The sequence below is a fragment of the Myxococcus dinghuensis genome (genome assembly GCF_024198235.1).
Classification (GTDB): Bacteria; Myxococcota; Myxococcia; order Myxococcales; family Myxococcaceae; genus Myxococcus; species Myxococcus dinghuensis.
This window is the reverse complement of sequence record NZ_JAKCFB010000038.1, coordinates 1-16,040: the sequence shown is the minus strand read 5'-3', so window position 1 is coordinate 16,040 and position 16,040 is coordinate 1. Positions and strand designations below refer to the sequence as shown.

General features: G+C 64.0%; 14 protein-coding genes and 1 tRNA gene. 3 read left to right on the top strand and 12 right to left on the bottom strand.

The window, feature by feature from the left end:
• Positions 1 to 88: 88 nt before the first annotated feature.
• On the top strand, positions 89 to 1,189 hold the full coding sequence (locus LZ198_RS33715; RefSeq protein ID WP_253976243.1) for a TIGR04552 family protein: 1,101 nt from the start codon (positions 89 to 91) through the stop codon (positions 1,187 to 1,189).
• Between the two features lie 53 nt (positions 1,190 to 1,242).
• Here the strand turns inward: LZ198_RS33715 and LZ198_RS33710 are convergent, their stop codons facing one another.
• The 12 genes from LZ198_RS33710 to LZ198_RS33655 all read right to left on the bottom strand — a co-directional run bounded on the left by LZ198_RS33710 (position 1,243) and on the right by LZ198_RS33655 (position 14,013).
• Positions 1,243 to 3,414, bottom strand: a complete 2,172-nt coding sequence (locus LZ198_RS33710; protein WP_253976242.1) for an Ig-like domain-containing protein — start codon at positions 3,412 to 3,414, stop codon at positions 1,243 to 1,245.
• A 270-nt stretch (positions 3,415 to 3,684) separates the two neighbouring features.
• The gene (gene ffh / locus LZ198_RS33705; RefSeq protein ID WP_253976241.1) at positions 3,685 to 5,331 is read right to left on the bottom strand and encodes a signal recognition particle protein; all 1,647 of its coding nucleotides are present in this window, start codon (positions 5,329 to 5,331) and stop codon (positions 3,685 to 3,687) included.
• Between the two features lie 454 nt (positions 5,332 to 5,785).
• A tRNA-Leu gene (locus LZ198_RS33700) sits at positions 5,786 to 5,871 on the bottom strand.
• Between the two features lie 208 nt (positions 5,872 to 6,079).
• Positions 6,080 to 7,318, bottom strand: coding sequence for a serine/threonine protein kinase (locus LZ198_RS33695; protein ID WP_253976240.1), 1,239 nt, complete (start codon positions 7,316 to 7,318; stop codon positions 6,080 to 6,082).
• 155 nt (positions 7,319 to 7,473) lie between these two features.
• Positions 7,474 to 9,261: a serine/threonine protein kinase gene (locus LZ198_RS33690; RefSeq protein WP_253976239.1), complete on the bottom strand. Its 1,788-nt coding sequence runs from the start codon at positions 9,259 to 9,261 to the stop codon at positions 7,474 to 7,476.
• The gene (locus LZ198_RS33685; RefSeq protein WP_253976238.1) at positions 9,258 to 10,118 is read right to left on the bottom strand and encodes a DUF2381 family protein; all 861 of its coding nucleotides are present in this window, start codon (positions 10,116 to 10,118) and stop codon (positions 9,258 to 9,260) included. Before LZ198_RS33685 ends, LZ198_RS33690 begins: the two co-directional genes overlap by 4 nt.
• A 148-nt stretch (positions 10,119 to 10,266) precedes the next feature.
• Entirely contained in the window at positions 10,267 to 10,851 is a 585-nt protein-coding gene (locus LZ198_RS33680; RefSeq protein ID WP_323383187.1) for an imm11 family protein, read from the bottom strand.
• Positions 10,848 to 12,170 (bottom strand): AHH domain-containing protein, encoded by a 1,323-nt coding sequence (locus tag LZ198_RS33675; protein WP_253976237.1) that lies wholly within the window; start codon positions 12,168 to 12,170, stop codon positions 10,848 to 10,850. Before LZ198_RS33675 ends, LZ198_RS33680 begins: the two co-directional genes overlap by 4 nt.
• 259 nt (positions 12,171 to 12,429) lie before the next feature.
• Entirely contained in the window at positions 12,430 to 12,729 is a 300-nt protein-coding gene (locus tag LZ198_RS33670) for a hypothetical protein (RefSeq protein WP_253976236.1), read from the bottom strand.
• Positions 12,726 to 13,178 carry a hypothetical protein gene (locus tag LZ198_RS33665; protein ID WP_253976235.1) on the bottom strand — a complete coding sequence of 151 codons (453 nt, stop codon included), beginning with the start codon at positions 13,176 to 13,178 and terminating at the stop codon, positions 12,726 to 12,728. The genes LZ198_RS33670 and LZ198_RS33665 overlap by 4 nt, the downstream gene beginning before the upstream one ends.
• A 17-nt stretch (positions 13,179 to 13,195) precedes the next feature.
• Entirely contained in the window at positions 13,196 to 13,729 is a 534-nt protein-coding gene (locus LZ198_RS33660; protein WP_253976234.1) for a M15 family metallopeptidase, read from the bottom strand.
• A complete protein-coding gene (locus LZ198_RS33655; RefSeq protein ID WP_253976233.1) occupies positions 13,729 to 14,013 on the bottom strand; it encodes a hypothetical protein in 285 nt (94 codons plus the stop codon). Before LZ198_RS33655 ends, LZ198_RS33660 begins: the two co-directional genes overlap by 1 nt.
• A 210-nt stretch (positions 14,014 to 14,223) precedes the next feature.
• Here LZ198_RS33655 and LZ198_RS33650 point away from each other — a divergent pair, with 210 nt between their 5' ends.
• Entirely contained in the window at positions 14,224 to 15,354 is a 1,131-nt protein-coding gene (locus LZ198_RS33650) for a protein kinase domain-containing protein (protein ID WP_253976232.1), read from the top strand.
• 276 nt (positions 15,355 to 15,630) lie between these two features.
• The gene (gene tnpA, locus LZ198_RS33645) at positions 15,631 to 15,945 is read left to right on the top strand and encodes an IS66 family insertion sequence element accessory protein TnpA (protein ID WP_253976231.1); all 315 of its coding nucleotides are present in this window, start codon (positions 15,631 to 15,633) and stop codon (positions 15,943 to 15,945) included.
• The last annotated feature ends 95 nt before the right edge of the window (positions 15,946 to 16,040 follow it).

Sequence of the window (16,040 nt, the reverse complement as noted above, 5' to 3'; positions counted from 1 at the left end):
TTGAGGACCCTCCCGGGTCAAGTCCGGAGAGGGTCTTCCCGCGCCTGAGGGCTTTCCTGGAGAGGGAGGCTCGGATAGGAACCCTGATGTGAAGCCCCCCTCCCTCGCCCCAGTACTTCCCGACATCCCCATCCGCACGGTGGCGGAGATGGGCCTGCGCGAGCTCGAGCGCATCCGGCTCATCTTGCGTGGTGGCTCCGTCATCGATTGGCGACGGATGCACTTCAAGGAGCGGGACGAGGTCGATCGGTTCCTTCGGTTGTGCCAACTCGACGTCTCTCGTCCCTATGACGAGGCCTGGGCGCAGTTGGTGTTGGCGGAGGCCGTCGAGTACCTCCGGAAGACCTTCAACTACCGGGTCGCGGATGCGGTCGCGAAGCCTCGGGAGATCCACGACCTGTTCCTCCTGGCCTCAGGCGCCATGGGGAACTCCCGGCATCGGCGGATTGCCTGCGTCGTGCTGAAGGTGATGCATGTCATCCAGCATATCGAGGGGCGGGATCTCCTCTTCCGGCTGGCGGTTTCCGAGGCAGAGCTCGCGGAACTGGTGATGGAGAAGGTTCTCCGCGTCGCGACGGAGATGCAGGAGAAGGGGCTTCCCGTCGTCGAGTTCGCGCACTCCATCAAGACGCAGGACTCCCTGATCACGAAGCTGCTCGCGAAGAAGGAGACTGTGGCGGCCCAGGTCTATGACCGGACGCGCTTTCGGGTCGTCACGCGCACGCGAGAGGACCTCCTGCCCGTTCTCTATTACCTGACTCAGCGACTCTTCCCGTTCCACCTGGTGGTTCCAGACCAGACGGAGAACACACTCCTTCCGTTCAAGGGAGTGCTGGAGGAGTACCCGCACTTCGAGCAGTTCATCCCCAATCTCCACCTGGACCGCGACTACGAGGCTCGGGAGTCCCGGAATGGAAATACCTTCTCGGGGAACTCCTACCGCGCGCTCAATTTCGTGGTGGACATCCCCATCCGGATGGATTCGTACCTGCCTCCTCCCGAGGAGGACACCCGGCCTCGGAAGGGGCGGGTGGTGATCTCCCTCGTCGAGTTCCAGATTGTCGACGAGGAGACGGCCCGGCAGAACGAGCTGGGGGAGAACTCGCACGAGTCCTACAAGCGTCGCCAGAAGAAGCGGGTCCTCAAGCGCTTGAGCCAGGGGCTCGTGGTTCCCAAGAAGCAGACATGATTCGGGGCGGCCCCTGATGGAAACCGTCGTGGCCGCCCCGAGAGTGTCTCTGGCTATTGGTTGAGCCGACGCACGTGGATGGCCTCGCTGGTCCCATCGCGCTCCTGCCACGCGACGATCGGGACATTGTCGGGCCCGACGATGACGGCAGGTTTCGCGGCGGGGCTGTCGATTCCCGTTGTCGCACTCAGAGGCGTTCCGACGGCAGCCCAGCTCCCATCGATCTGGCGCGTGACGAAGATGGACCGCTCAGGGGCAGAGAACCCGCTCCATGCAACGACTGGATTGCCGTCCTCCCCAATGGCGATGCTAGGCGTGAGGTTGGAGGACGTCTGGGGGCTGATACGTTGGATCGTCTCCCACGCGCTTCCATTCCAATGCGTGAAGAAGAGGGCCCCGTCTGTACTCCCGATTGCGGTCTCGACCCATGCGATGGAGGGCTCGCCATTGCCGTTGGTCTCGATGGTTGCATCCGTGGAAGGGCCTATCGGCGAGCGATTGATGGGCGCCGCGCCAAGGGCATCCCTGTGATTGACAAGGACCACGAGCCCTCGAATCTCGAGGTTGTCGAAGTACGCGCTATAGACAGTGTAGAGCTGGGTTCCATTTCGAGTGACGGAGGAGTCTCCGACGTTGAATTGCTCGAACGGAATCTGGACGAAAGTGGTTGCCCATGTGGCTGCATCAGGGGCGAGGCTGAATGCCCCGATGGTAAGAATTCCTTGGTTGTCGACATCCACATCGAGGATGATGGCTCCCGCCTGAGTTGTCGTGATGGATGGCGAGTCGACAGAGACCTCTGCCTCGCCTGAAATCGGTAGCAGTGGGACGGATTGCCACGTGTTGTTGCCCCATCTCCGCACGAAGGTGCTGCGTTTCAGCCCTTGGCCCGCGATCTCGCTCCAGGCGAGAAGCATCGTCCCCGTGGCATCTGCATAGAGCGCGGGTTCGGAGGCATGAGTCTCGGGGCCTGGAAGGGCGCTCTGCGCTCCCCCGAGCATCTCCCAGGTGCTCCCGTTCCATCTGGCCGCGTGGACGTTCTTGGTCGTCCCATCGAACTCGGACCACGCAATCACAGGAAGCCCGTTGAGGCCGCGCTTCATGACCACCTGCCCGGCTGGGGTGTTCCCTGGATGAGCGCTGATGATGCCGCCCAGCGGTAGCCACGCCGGGACGGTGAACTCCCACGTGCTGCCGGTGCTCAGGCTGTTCCCCGCCAGGTCCGTGACGCGTTTCTCCGGAGACCCCAGCTCCACGCGGATGGTGCTTGGCGCCGGCAGCGGTTGACTCGGGATGAGCTTGAGTTTCCGTCCGTCCGTGGAGAGTTCCGGAGTCACGGTGAGCGTGGCGCCACCACCGGTAACAATGCGGACCTCTCCCACCGCGAGGCTGCTTGGCTGGATGGGCTCACTGAACGTGACTTCGATGTCCGTGTGGACGCTCACCGTCGCGAATCCAGGGGCTGGTAGGTGGCTCTCCACGCGAGGCGCGGTCCGGTCCACGATGATGGTTCGTGGCAGGCTCGTGAACGTCGTCCCTCCGCGAATGGCCCGAGCCGTCACTTCATAGGTCCCCTCGGGGAGGTTGGACGTGTCCCAGTCGTGGAGATAGGGGGGCTCCGTCCAGCGATGGATGAGCGTGCTTCCATGCAGCAATTCGACCTGCTCCGGCTGTCCGCCTTCGACGCGGACGTCGAAGGATGCTCGCTCGCGCGTATACCGAGTCGAGTCCGTGGGTTCGATCCACCCGACAGACAGGTCGCCCAGCGCGACGATCTGCAGCATGAGCTGGGTTTCCTTCACCCGGGTTCCGGAGGTGCCACGTACCGTCACCGTCGTCGCGCCGGCCGTCGTGCTCGTCGAAACAGAGAGCGTCAACGTGCCACTGGTGCTGCCGGCGCCAATGTTCAGCGGCGTTGCCGAGATGCCTGATAGGGCAGAGGCAAGCTGGATGTCGACCGCCTCGGTGAATCCGCCTTGGCGATGGATCGACACCGTGAAGCTTCGCTCGCTTCCCTGGAGGATGGAGTCCTCGGAGGGGTTCACGGAAAGAGTGAAATCCGACTCCTGCTCGACTCCCGCGTCAGGTGTGATGCCTCCGTCGGGCTGCGAGCCTCCATCGGCGTCTGGTGTCTCGGTTGGGGGGGCGACGTCTGGGATGTCGATGCATGCGAGCGACGTCAGCATCGCGACGAGGAGAAGGCTCAGGCTGGGACGGGGCGTCATGGCGGGACGGGGGATGCAGTCGTCGTTCCACTGCTTGCGTGGACGCGGGCTGGGGCTCTGGCCCCAACGCGTATCACGGTGCCCCTCTTGTCCCCCAACGCGACACTTCCTGGAGACCCGGCCCAAGGGGGCAGTGACACTCAGGAGGTGGTCTCTCCGGGTGGACGCCTGTCCATGGTGGCTGGTGCCTCGAAACGACGAAGCCCGTGCTCCAGGAGGACGATGTCCTTGGGGCACGGGCCTTGCTCCACCCAGGGGGTGGCTCCGCCGCTACTTCTTCTTGCGGTTCTTCTTCTTGTTTTCCTTCTCCCGCTTGCGGCGCTCCTTGATGGCGTCGCGGTCCTCGGGCTTGCCGGAGCTGGAGGGCGGGGCGTAGCCCATGAGGCGGGCCTTGGCCATGGCGGCCTGGCCCATGGGCGGGGTGTACCCGGGGGCCACCTGGGGCAACTGCATGGGCATGCCCATCCCGGGCATCCCGCCGCTCATCATCTTCTCCATCATCTTGGAGTCCCCTCCGAACATGCTGGAGAGGTCCATGTTGCGCATCTGGGAGAGCTGGCCCAGTTGCTTGAAGCCCGGGATGCGGCCCAGCAGGCCCGGGTTCTGGCCGATGGTGCCCATCACCTGCTGCATCATCCCGAACTTCTGGAGCAGTTCGCGCACGTCCTCGGGCTTGCGGCCGCTGCCCTTGGCGATGCGGTTGATGCGGCTGGAGTTGATGGTGTCCGGACGCAGGCGCTCCTTGGCCGTCATCGAGTCGTACATCGACTCGATCTTGGTCAGCTCCTTCTCGTCCGGGTTGAGGTGCTCGGTCAGGTCGCCGAAGAGGGGGAACTTCTCGAGCAGGTCCTTGAGCGGACCCATCTTCCGCACCATGCGGATCTGCTCGACGAAGTCCTTCATCGAGAACTGGCCGGACAGCAGCTTGCGCGCGTCCTCCTCGGCCTTCTTCTCGTCGACGACCTTCTCGAAGTCCTTCATCAGGCCGACGATGTCGCCGAACCCGAGGATGCGGCCGGCGAGGCCCTCCGGGCGGAACTCCTCGAGCTTGTCCATGGACTCGCCCATGCCGAGGAACTTGATGGGCTTGCCGGTGACTTCCTTGATGGAGAGCGCGGCGCCGCCACGGGCATCGCCGTCGAGCTTCGTGAGGATGAAGCCGTCCAGGCCCAGCCGGCGGTCGAACTCGGCGGCGGTGCGCACGGAGTCCTGACCGATCATCGCGTCACAGACGAGGAGGATGTTGTCGGGGTGGACGTTGCCCTTGATGGACTCCAGCTCGGTCATCAGGGCCTCGTCGATGGCGAGGCGACCGGCGGTGTCGATGAGCACCACGTCGCACTTCTGCTCGCGGGCGGCCGCGTAGCCGCGCTTGGCGAGCTCGGGCGGCTGGACGCCGGGCTCGTGGTAGACGGGCACCTTGAGGCGCTCGCCGAGGACCTTGAGCTGATCCACGGCGGCGGGACGGTAGATGTCGGCGGCGACGAGCAGCGGCTTGCGCCCCTGCTGGAGCAGGCGGCTGGCGAGCTTGCCCGTGGTGGTCGTCTTACCGGAGCCCTGCAGACCCACCATCATGATGCCGGACAGTTGGCCCTTGGGCTTGAGGTTCAGGTCCGTGTTGACCGGCCCCATCAGCGCCTCGAGCTCGTCGTGGCAGATCTTGATGAAGTGGTCCATCGGGCTGACCTTGCGCTTCTTGCCCGAAGGGTCGGTGATGGTCGTCTGGACGAGTTCGCCCACGGCCTTCTCGCGGACGCGGGCGACGAACTTCTTCACCACGTCGAAGGCCACGTCCGCCTCGAGGAGGGAGACGCGGATGTCGCGGAGCGACTCGTCGACCAGCTCCGGAGTGAGCTCGCTCTTGCCGGCGAGGCGGTTCTTGGCGGCGCGGAAGCCCTTGGTGACGGTCTCAAGCATGGGGGGCGCTTTATAACAGGGGGGAGGTGGGATGCGACGGCGGAGCGCATCCAGGCCGTCGAAGAGTGGAGACACCGGCCCCGGCCCCCCAGCCGAGAACGGTCCCGAGGGCGTCGAAGCCCGTCTTCTTCAACGCCCGTCGAGGGACGGCGCATCCCGGCCTCCGTCGCGGCCACCCCAGGACAAGGGGCACCTCCCGACGCGGGCACGCCGACCTGGCGGTCGACGAGGCCAGGGACCACGAGGCGCGGGACCTCACGGTCCTGTTCCAGACGCCAGGAGCCAGGACGGAAGGTGCCGTGAGGCGCTCGAACGGGCGCCGGGACTTCCGAGGAAGCCCCAAGCCCTCGTTGGCCCTCCTCCTGGTCGGAGCTGTCACCTCCGAAGGCGGGCTCCGCTTGGAGCGCAAGGGCCAACTGACGGTGATTCACCAGTAAGTTCAATGGGTTGGGTGTGCACGAGCCGGGGCTCGAACCCGGACGACCCTTGCGAGTCAGCGGATTTTAAGTCCGCTGCGTCTGCCAGTTCCGCCACTCGTGCTCAGTGTTTTCAGGACCTTAGTGGTCCCCCATGGTCCCCAATAGTTGGAAGAGAGTTGGAACGAATCTGGCCGTTCCCGCTGCCTTCCAACCCTTCATCGGCCACGAAGGGGCTTTCACTCTTCGTGTCCTTCCTGCAACTCCGCCGCTGATCCTGGCCCGCCCTGAACAGTCCAGCAAGCCAGATTCGGAAGGAAAGGGACGTGTCACTAGCTGCGGCTGGAGCCCCCATCATCGGTGCCGTGCGGGCCCTTCGCGGATGCTCGCGGCGAAGTCCGAAGGTGCCGTGCTGTCGTCGTCGCCTCGTGACTTGCCGGCCCTGCCTCTTCCTGTTCCTCGGCCTCCCCCATTTCCAACCTGCGTCCCACGAGAGACTTCGCCGCGATGCGCGACAGCTCGGCTATGGCATCAGCCTTTGTGAAGATGCCTCCCATCCACGCCTTGATGTCCCCCGCAAGCTCCTGAGCTGACTGGTAGCGAGCAGCGGGGGAGGGCGCGAGCAATCTCCCGAGAAGAACGCGAAGGCTCTGCGGCAGCTTGCGCGTCATCTCGTCTACGTCCGCCTCCGTGTACGTCGCGGCCCGCCAGATGGCGTCCTCGACAGTGGGGGACATTCCCGCCAGTGTCGCCCGTCGAATGGCGCGAGTAACACGTCGACGGCGCCGCTCAGACAATGCCGAGCCTTTCTCCGCAGTGACCGGCTCGTCGGGGTAGAGGAGGCACTTGCCCGTCGCTAGCTCCAACATCACAAGGCCAAGGCTGTAGAGGTCTGAGCGCGCGTCAACCTTCCCGCCTAGCAACGCTTCGGGGGATGCGTAGAAGAAGTCCCCCTGCGGTCGACGAACCGACGACGTGATACGCCCCGGAAGGGAACACAGGGCGAGCCCGAAGTCGGCGAGCTGTGCCGAACCGTCCCAGTCCACGAAGATGCGGTCTACGTCGATCGCGCGGTGAACGATATTGAGCGGCTTCCCGTGGTCGTCCTTTGCGGTGTGAGCGTGATCCAACGCGTTCGCCACCTGCATGCCGATGTAGAGCGTCAGGGTCGGCGAGAACCAGGTTCCCCGCTCACCAACCAGCGTGAGCAGGTCCGCCAGACTGGTTCCCGCTGGATGCTCCAGGACGGCGTACCAGTAGCCGTAGACCTTGTGCAGCCCCAACACTTTCAGGATGCCGGGGTGGTCGAGCTGCTCGGCAAGGCGGACTTCTTCATCCAGCTTCGCCCGAGCCCGTCGGACGCGATTCCCCGACGCGGCGGACTGGTCGGGAATCGCCTTGAGCAGCACCTTCCCGCGCGGGTGGCCATCGGGGGTCCGGCGCCTCGCCAGAAAGAGGCTCTGCCCATGGTGCGACGCGCCCAAGTCCTCCCGGAACTCGTAGGAGAATCCGCCTGCCGAGAAGAGGATGGCCCCTCTGGGGAGCCCAAACTCAATAGCCGAAGCTGCCATGCCGTTACCCCCTGCCGCTGGTGATCTCGCGAAAGCGAAGGGCGGGCAAGCTACCTAGGGCCCCCCGTGGGGTGAACGCCTCCACGAGTCCCCTGCCCAAAATCGGGGCAATCGCCAAATTCGAACGCCCTACCTGATGGGTAATCTCGGGGAACTCAGGGCCAGCGGTCCACGACGTAGCCTCCCCCGAGATTGCTCGCCTGAACACGCCCGTCCTCGTACTTGTAGGCGGTCATCTCGACCACGAAGCACACCGGCCGCTCGTCTTGTCCCGGCAACTTCACGCGGTCATAGCGCACAACCAACGCCGGACCTTCCGCACGCCCCATCTTGTCGGAGAGGTAATACGCCTTCCCGTAGAAGCGCGTCCCAGGTGGAGCAACAGCCCTCTGCCTCGAATCCGTCACTCCCTGCGGCACAATTCCCACAACCTCCGCCCCTGCCGTGAACCACACTCGGCCGATTGGGTCATGGCGACTATCCAAGGTGAGGTCAAAGCCCTCGTTGATCTTCCAGTGAAGATCTTCCCGCATTGCGTCTTCGGAACCCGCTGGGCAGGTGAAGGACTCCGGTCGGATTTGCGCTCCAGGGCATCCCGCCGCGAGGGCCGCCACAAGCGTCATGGTCGCGCACTCTGCGGCAATTGCCTTCCCGCGCGACTGGCGACCTTGGGTCGTGGCCTCGGGTGACGGGGTGTTCTTCACGGTGGGACCTTCCTTCTGGACCTGGACGGCTACGGATTCCGGGCCCGGCTGCGCCACGGCTGCGAGGTTGGTCTGGGACATAGCAGGGGGAGCCGATTGGAGCGGGGGCGAAATCGGGGCCGGGGACGTCGAGCGCGCACCCTCGGATTGAGCTGCGGGGACTGGGGCAGGACTCCCGGGGTTGAACCAGAGGGCCGCAGCCGTCGCAAGGACGCCCAAGGTGACGAACGCGGCAAGCCCCCGCGCCATCATCGCCCCCGACGATACAGGACGCGACGACACCGCACCCGGCAAAGGGAGCCCATCTCCAGCCGCCTCAACCTGGAGCTGCTCCGACGGTGGATGGGCAGGGCGAAGGTACTCGTCGCTGGGGTCGGCCATCAGTTCCCCTAGTTCCCGGCGTAGCGCCTCCGTGTCGACCGGCCGGCGTCCAGGCTCGCGCGACAACATGCTCTCGACGAGGTCACTCAGGGCTTCCGGCACACGAGCATTCAAAGTGCGCGCAGCGGGCGGCTTCACGACCGGGCTGTTGAGCGAGAACCGTGCCTCGACGGCAGTCGGGCGAGAGTCGGTCAGCAGGTCGTAGAGCATCGCCCCCAACGCGAAGACCTCATCGGAGACCTGATAGGCGTACCGTGCTCGATGCTCGTCCTTGTGCGCTTGGAGCCAGCGGAACTGTTCCGGCGCACGAAAGCGATCCGTCCCCGGAGGAAGCCCGCTATCCGTCAGCTCCTCGGCCGACTCATAGGTCGCGCAGCTAAAATCGATGATGACGGGCTCTCCGTCGTTCCGTCGAACCAGCACGTTGGAGAGCTTTAGGTCGCGATGCAGGACACCGCGACTGTGCATGTACGAAAGCGCGTTCGCGAGCTTGTCGAAGACGGTCAGAATCTCGCGAACCGTCGGATGCTTCCGTTCCGCCCACTCCGCCATCGTCCAGCCGTCGACGTACTCAAGGGCGAGATATGCGTTCCCTCGCTCAGAGTACCCGTACCCCTGATGCCGGATGATGTTCGGATGGTCGAGATGCAGAAGGGCCGCCAGCTCCCGCATCGTTCGGGCGTGGGTCTGCTTGTCGTCGCCGCTCGAATCGCGATGGCGCGCCAGCTTGAGGGCGCACTGTCGCGAGTGCTTTTCGACGAGATAGACGACGGCAAACCCACCGTTCCCGAGTTCCTTCAGGACGGTCCACCCATCGATGGACAATCCCAACGGCGTCGCATGCGGCGGAACCGTCATTGACTGCTCCCAGGGCCTCGCTTTGGAAGGCGTACGTTTGGAAGGACCAATGTGCGACCATTCCCCAAGATCTCCAGAGTGAAGACCGGGTTAGCGCTTAGTTGTTCAACATCAGCAGCAACCAGGACGCGCCCGACGCTCCCAGGCTGAAAACTGCCTGTTTCGACCGTCACGACCCGTGCTCGAACTGGCAATCCTGCTCGCCCAGTCAGCATCGCATCCCTCGGGGTCCAGGGAGAGCCGCCCGACTGGTTCACAAATTTGACATCGACAAGTACCCATCCACTCCCTCGATAGGCCGATGCACGCGACACGGAGAACCCTCGCTCGGGATCCTCATGCCCTTTGATGGGGGTCACCGTGACACCTTCTTGGTCGACAAGTCCGAGCAACACGAAGTCTTCCGGCTTGGGCTCGCGAACCACATCGGTGGGACATGCCGCCCCCTGCTCGGGACGTTGTACGTCAATGCGAATGTCCACTTCGGCCGGGTCCGTCACCAGGACGAAGGCGGCTCTCGCGGGTGCCCGACCATCGGCGAAGAAAACCCCGACTTCGTAGCGCTCGCCTTCCGGCAGGTCGGCCACGGGCTGAACGATGATGGAGCGCTCACCGGCATCGAGGACACGAATGCGCGTCTCGTCGAAGGTAAGGGTCTTCCTGTTGATGGGGGCCGGGAACAGGAAGAGCGTCGGCGTGTCGTGTGCCACGCGAACGACGGGAAGCGGCTCGCTGGGACTGGCCGCAACGGACAATGCCCGCTCCCTCTTCCCACGTTCCGCCTGTGCCGCCCCGGCAGGCCCCGCAGCTCCCCACGCGAGAACGAACGCGAGGGCCAATCTAACCGGCTGGTTCAAAGGCGCACGACCTCCCGGTGCCGGAAGCTACCATCCAGGCAACTCGCGCAGTGGGACCAATTGAGGCAGCACGCCCTGGCCAAACGGCAACGCCCCGACGCTGCCGTGAGGAGCGCCGGGGCGAGTTCAACAACTGCGAAGGGGCACTTCAGACCTCCTCAAAACTCGCACCGAAGATGCCATTTGCCTCCAAGGCATCCTTGACCTCTTCGTCGACGATGATCGGCAACGGCCATCCCCACAATCGGAACACTCGTGCCCCGCCAACCTTCGACTTGTCGATCCGCAATCCGATGACGGACCTGTACTGCCCAGCCATATCTGCGTGTAGCTCTTCGTCAGCCGAGATGAGTTCCACTTCCTTGCTTGCAGCATCGTCAATGCACCGGATCTCCCGCGCCACATTCAGAATGAAGTAGGGATGAAACTGCCCTTCGACCTCGACCGGGAAGAGCTGCACATCGTTTGGCGCCATCTCTCGAAAAATAGACGCCACACGCTCAGCAACAACCGGTGTGAGACCTTCACCAGCAAATCCGATGTCGAGCGGCTCCCTCGACTGCTCCACCGGGATCCTCAACTGTTCGTGAAGAGCAACAGGCTTCCCCTGCCCAAACAACCAAAGGTCGTCAATCTTCGTGCCCTGAGTATCAACAGGGTCGTCCAGCCGCCAGCGCCCCCCCTTCACCGACAGATCCATCTTCAGGCTGTAAAAGCGTCGGTCCATGCTCATTCCTGAGCCCTCTTGGTGACGAGGGCGCGCAGCTCCGACCCTTCCCTTACGAGTTCCCGAGCAATCTTGGCAAGCTCCTCCACCAATAGCGCCCGGCAGCGCGCAGTTCCTCGGCAGCCTCGCGTCATACGATCTATGCGCGAATAGACCGCTTCGTGATACTCGCGCGGGTGCGGGCCTTTGTGCTCCCTGATGCGGATGAGGTTCGCAGGGTCATCCAGCTTCATCCCAGCACGATTGAAGACCCGTTCGAACTCAGGCGTCCAGGGTCCGCCGGTCGCGTCGGATTTCGTGTTCTTGTCCGTGCAGATGTGATGCACCTCCCCGTCGGGGTCGCCCTGGATGCCGCCCACGGCTCCCGTCACGGCCCCAGTGCCTTTGCCAGCCCCCATCGCGACCGCGGCGACCGCCGTTGGCGCCAGCGTCACGTTCAGGACCCCGGCTGACGCGACGGAAATGGCCTGGACCTCCCCGGTCAACGCCCCCGCGAGCTGAAAACCGCCCTCCATCTGCGCCCGACTCGCGGCCTGAGCGAAGCCCGGCATCCTGGGACCTTGGGCGGCCATGGCGTTCTTCCCACCCAGCGCCGCGAGGGCGACCACCACCAGGACCCGGGCCCCGTTGTCCCCCAGCACCCTCCCGAAGCGATGACCAGCGCTCGCCAGCTCGTCGACGCGCACCGCATCCCGAGACTCGTCCATGAGGCGGAGGAAGCCCTGTCCGATGTTCCAGACCGGCCCCGTCCCCAGGTACGCAATCAGTGAGGCGGTCAGGGCGATGGCAATCAGCTTCGTAATGGGCTCGGGCGCCACCAGCATCACGAGCGCCGTCCCTATCATCGTCGTCACCATGGCACGCAGGGCGGCGGCGTTCACCATGTCCCGAATCGCTTCCTCGACGCCTTCCCACACCGTGTCGAGCGCGAAGTAGAGCGCGAACATGCGCCGCTCCGTGGGGCCGAGCACCAGTCCACCGGCAAGCAGGCTCAGGCAGCTTTGGGGCTCGTCCTGTCGCTGGCAGATGCGCTCGTAGGATGGGGGGACCGACCTTCCCTGGGCCCCATCAACGATGCCAGCGGAGGACGCGAGCAGCGAACGGCGGTCGTCCTGCTCTACCTCTCGAAACGCGACGTCCAGCCGCATGTCGAGGACGAGCTGTGCAACCGCACGTTTGAACGCGTCTTCGCCAATCTCGACGGGTTCGGACTCTTCAGGCGTGAAGGCGATGGCGTCGCCTCGCCCCGTGTCGAGGTGGACGACGCGAGTCGAAGCGCATCCGCTCGCAAGCAGCAGCAATGCAGCAAGAACTACAGCTCTCATGTGGCCCCCGGGTCAGCCGCCAGCACATCGGCAGGCGATGCGCGGCATAGCAGCCGACTCTGACAGCCTCAAGAGTTCATGGCATTTGACTCAACCTCTAAGGTCTATGACCTTGAAGGTCGAATGCCGCTCACTGGCCATTCTACGTGTCTATCCAGGGAGTTAGACCCGCTCAGCCAGTCGCTCGCTGGGGAATGCCGCCAGGGGACCCGTGCGGGCTAACGGCAGACTTATCCGCCCAGGACAAACGCCCACCCTGTCAGTCCGCAAGCTTCGCGACGGCGACCCCGGCCCCGAGTCCGAGCACCAGCGCCACCACGGCAACGGTGAGGGACACGTCGCCCGCGTGCTCGCGCAAGGAAGCATTCTCAGCCCGGAGGCGCTCCAGCTCGGCAGCCGTGCGAATGCAGCGCGCCTCCGACAGCCAGCAGCCGCCCTTCACTTCGACGGCTGCCGCACCTCCATCCGGAAAGAGCTGGGCGCGCTCGACGCTGACGACCTCCGAGCCCGCAGCGGGCACCGCGACGAGCACCGCCAGCACGAGCGCGCCGAGCTTCACTTCTCGCCCCGCTTGTCGAGCTGCTCCAGGACGGCAATCGCCGCGGCCTTGCCCGCGACCTGGCCGGCGGCAATCTCGCCCGCGACCTCGGCGCTCTCAATCGCGGCGTCCCCGAAGAGAAGCCGCTTGATGAGCGTGAAGCCACCCGCCGCCGTCAGGGCCACCTTCACGGCGGTCAGTACCAGGGCCAGGGAGAACGACGCCCCAGCGGCCAGTGCGTTCGCGACGGCACCCGCCAGCGACACGGCCAGCACCAGCACCGCGCCGCCCCTGTCCGTGTTGAAGAAGGGAACGAACGCGCTCCCGAATTTCCGCAGCAGGTAGACGAGCACCACGACCACCAGGGACGCCACGAGGGCGTAGTTCCGGCTCGTCACGGCGTCGAGGAGGAGCTGCGCGAAGGCTTCGAACTGCTCGGGGTTCGGACCGATGACATTCACGTCGACCATGTGTGTTGCCTCCAGGGTTAGAAGCCCAGCCGAGACAGTTCGGCCGCGAGCTTCGGGTTTGCCGCGCGCCACCTCGGCGACTGGCGTTCTTCGTCCAACTGGGCCCACACCGACGCGAGCGACTCGCGCTCAACCCGCGTGCGAAGGGGCGTGAGCTGAAGCGCGCTCACGTAGCCCGGCCACTGGACATGGGGCGCGTCACCGAACCGGCCGCCCCAGACGAGTCCCCCCTTCGTCGCTTCCTCGCCCAGCACGCGATAGGCCGGCAGGCGCCAATCGGGTTGGACACCGGGCCGAGCGTCGCCGTCACAGACGAAGTCGAAGGCGAGGCCGTAGTTGTGCGCGGACAGACCCGCCGCCGATGCCTTGCCGCCCTTGCCCGCGAGGTAGAGGCGCCGCAGTTCGCCCTGCTCTTCGAGGCTCCGGAAGCCGTATGTGGCCACGTAGCGAGCGCCCCGGGCCATACACCGAGCGATGACATCCAGGGACACGACGACGAACGGCAGATAGACGCGGTCAAGGTCGACCCGCTTGAAGTTGGCCCGGGTCATCAGGCGTCCCCTTTGCTGGCCTGGGACATGCGCAGCAGCTCCAGTTCGACGGTCTGCCGGACCTGGGCGGGAAGGCCCGTGCTGAACTCGTCGCGCCACCTGCGAAGCGCGCCCAGCTCCACGGCAAGGGTGTTGATGCGCTCGTCCTGACGCGCGACCTTCTCGACCAGGGCGCGAATCTCCCCCACGAGGGACTTCGCGGCCCAGGTGAGGACGCCGACTCCTGCCGTTCCGAGCAGGGAGCCGACTACGAGCTGTAGGGACTGGGTCTCTTCTGCTGTCACAACATCACCAGGGGCTTGAGGTTGCCCTTGGTAAATGGGTGTGACTTCTAGAAGTGGTTCAGTCCAGCACAGCGTCTGGCCGATCTAGGGCCAATCGGCTACTCTTGAATTGCTGCGCCTTGCAGCTCAACCCGAACACCGCAGCACTCTCCAACCCCTAATTGATACACCAAAACACAACGCCCACCCCTCATTGCCCCGCCAAACCCAATGAATACAGACAGCATCGAACTACTAAAGCGCCTAGGTCTTGAATCACTGGATGGACACCGACTCATAGAACCTCTTGGCGCTGGCGGTCAGGGCGTCACGTTCGTCTACGCAGATCCTAACGGCGTACATGTTGCGGCGAAGTTTCTTATTGCACCCAAGAAGAGCACTGAGGTGGATAGATTCTACAGAGAGGCAGATGCCCTTCTGAAACTAAGTGCCCCCAGCTACAGATACCACTCAGCAGGTCGAACTGAACTCCCACGAGATCCCTCAATCATCCAGGGCCTAACGCCAGCAAAGCAGGTTCCAAATCTCCCCGTCCATTATTTCTTCATGGAACTGGCCAAGGGCGAGTCTCTCGCGAAATTCATTCAAAACACCCCTCCTCCCTGGAACTGGGAGCAGGCACTCATGATGACATGGCGCATCGCCTGCGCACTCACCCCCTCCCTAACAACAGGCATTGTCCATCGAGACCTCCACCCCGGAAACATAATGGTCAACAACTCCGCGTTTAAATATGATCCAACCACGCAAGAATGCCTCAACACCGGCATTCAGATCCTTGATTTCGGTGTCCACCTGAACAGCCTCGCCAAGCTATTTAAAACGGACGACTTCGCAGAAGACACCTTTCGGCCTGTAGGCGCCATCAGCCATTCAAGCCCTGAGTCAATCAAAACTCCCACAGCCGGCACCGGAAAATCCGACATGTGGTCTTTGGGGGTGATTTTCTACAAACTGCTCTCCGGGGCGCCTCCCTTTTTTGGCGAGACATACTTCGATCTGATTAACATCATCGGGTCCGGCCAGTTCCAAGAGCCAGCAATAGTAGGAGCAACCGACAACGAGGCCCATGTCGTTCTTCACCTACTTCACGGGCTTCTTCAGGTCGACGTAAACCGCCGCCTACATAATGGTTCTTTTACAAAAATGGCATCCGACATGCTATTCGCAGGGCTCGTCCATAAACTCAACGACCCTTACTTCATTGATCTATACATGAAAAACAATGGGGACGTCTGGGTGTGCCCAAACTGCAAGCAACTCACAGCTCCTTTTGGAAGTAGGTGCTCGGTGTGTGGACTTTTTGCCGAAGACTGGTTGCACTGGAAGCATCTATACTAGTCAAATCTCGACACATTCACGCTCATCTCAGCCCCGCAGTTTGAGATTGTGCGCCAGCAACCCCTGCACGACGTAGGTCTTCGCCCAGCGCACGGTGACTTTCATCACGTCGCCTGAGTCCGTCGGCTCCACGCACGCCACGCTGCCCGGGGCGAAGCCCTCAATCGTTTCCCCCGGGAGAAGTGCGTCCGTGCGAGTCCAGCCGCGGTAACCGTCCGGCGAGCGACGTGTCGGGAGGCATTGCCGGGGTAGCAGTCGTGGTGGACCCTGGCCGGAATGTCGAAGCTGGGTGAGAAGCAGGAGTGGTTGCAGGTCGCCGAGGCGTTCGAGGCGAGCGGGCTGACGCAGAAGGCGTTCTCCGCGCAGAGAGGGTTGAGGCTGAGCACGCTGCAGTCGTGGGTGTACCGGCGCCGACGCCAGCACGCCCGGAAGGCCCCAGCGGTGCGCCTGTTGCCGGTGGAAGTGGCGACCGTCGCGCAGGTGGGGCCCGTGCTGCTCGAGGTGGTGCTGGCCAGCGGAGCCCGGCTGCGGTTCCCCGTGGGCGCCGACATCGAATACGTGGCCCGGCTCGTCACCGCGCTGGGCAGGTGAGCGAGTGTTCACGCTTCCTGCGTCCGTGCGCGTGGTGCTGGCCACCGAGGCGGTGGACATGCGCAAGTCGATTGATGGCCTCATGGCGCTGGTGA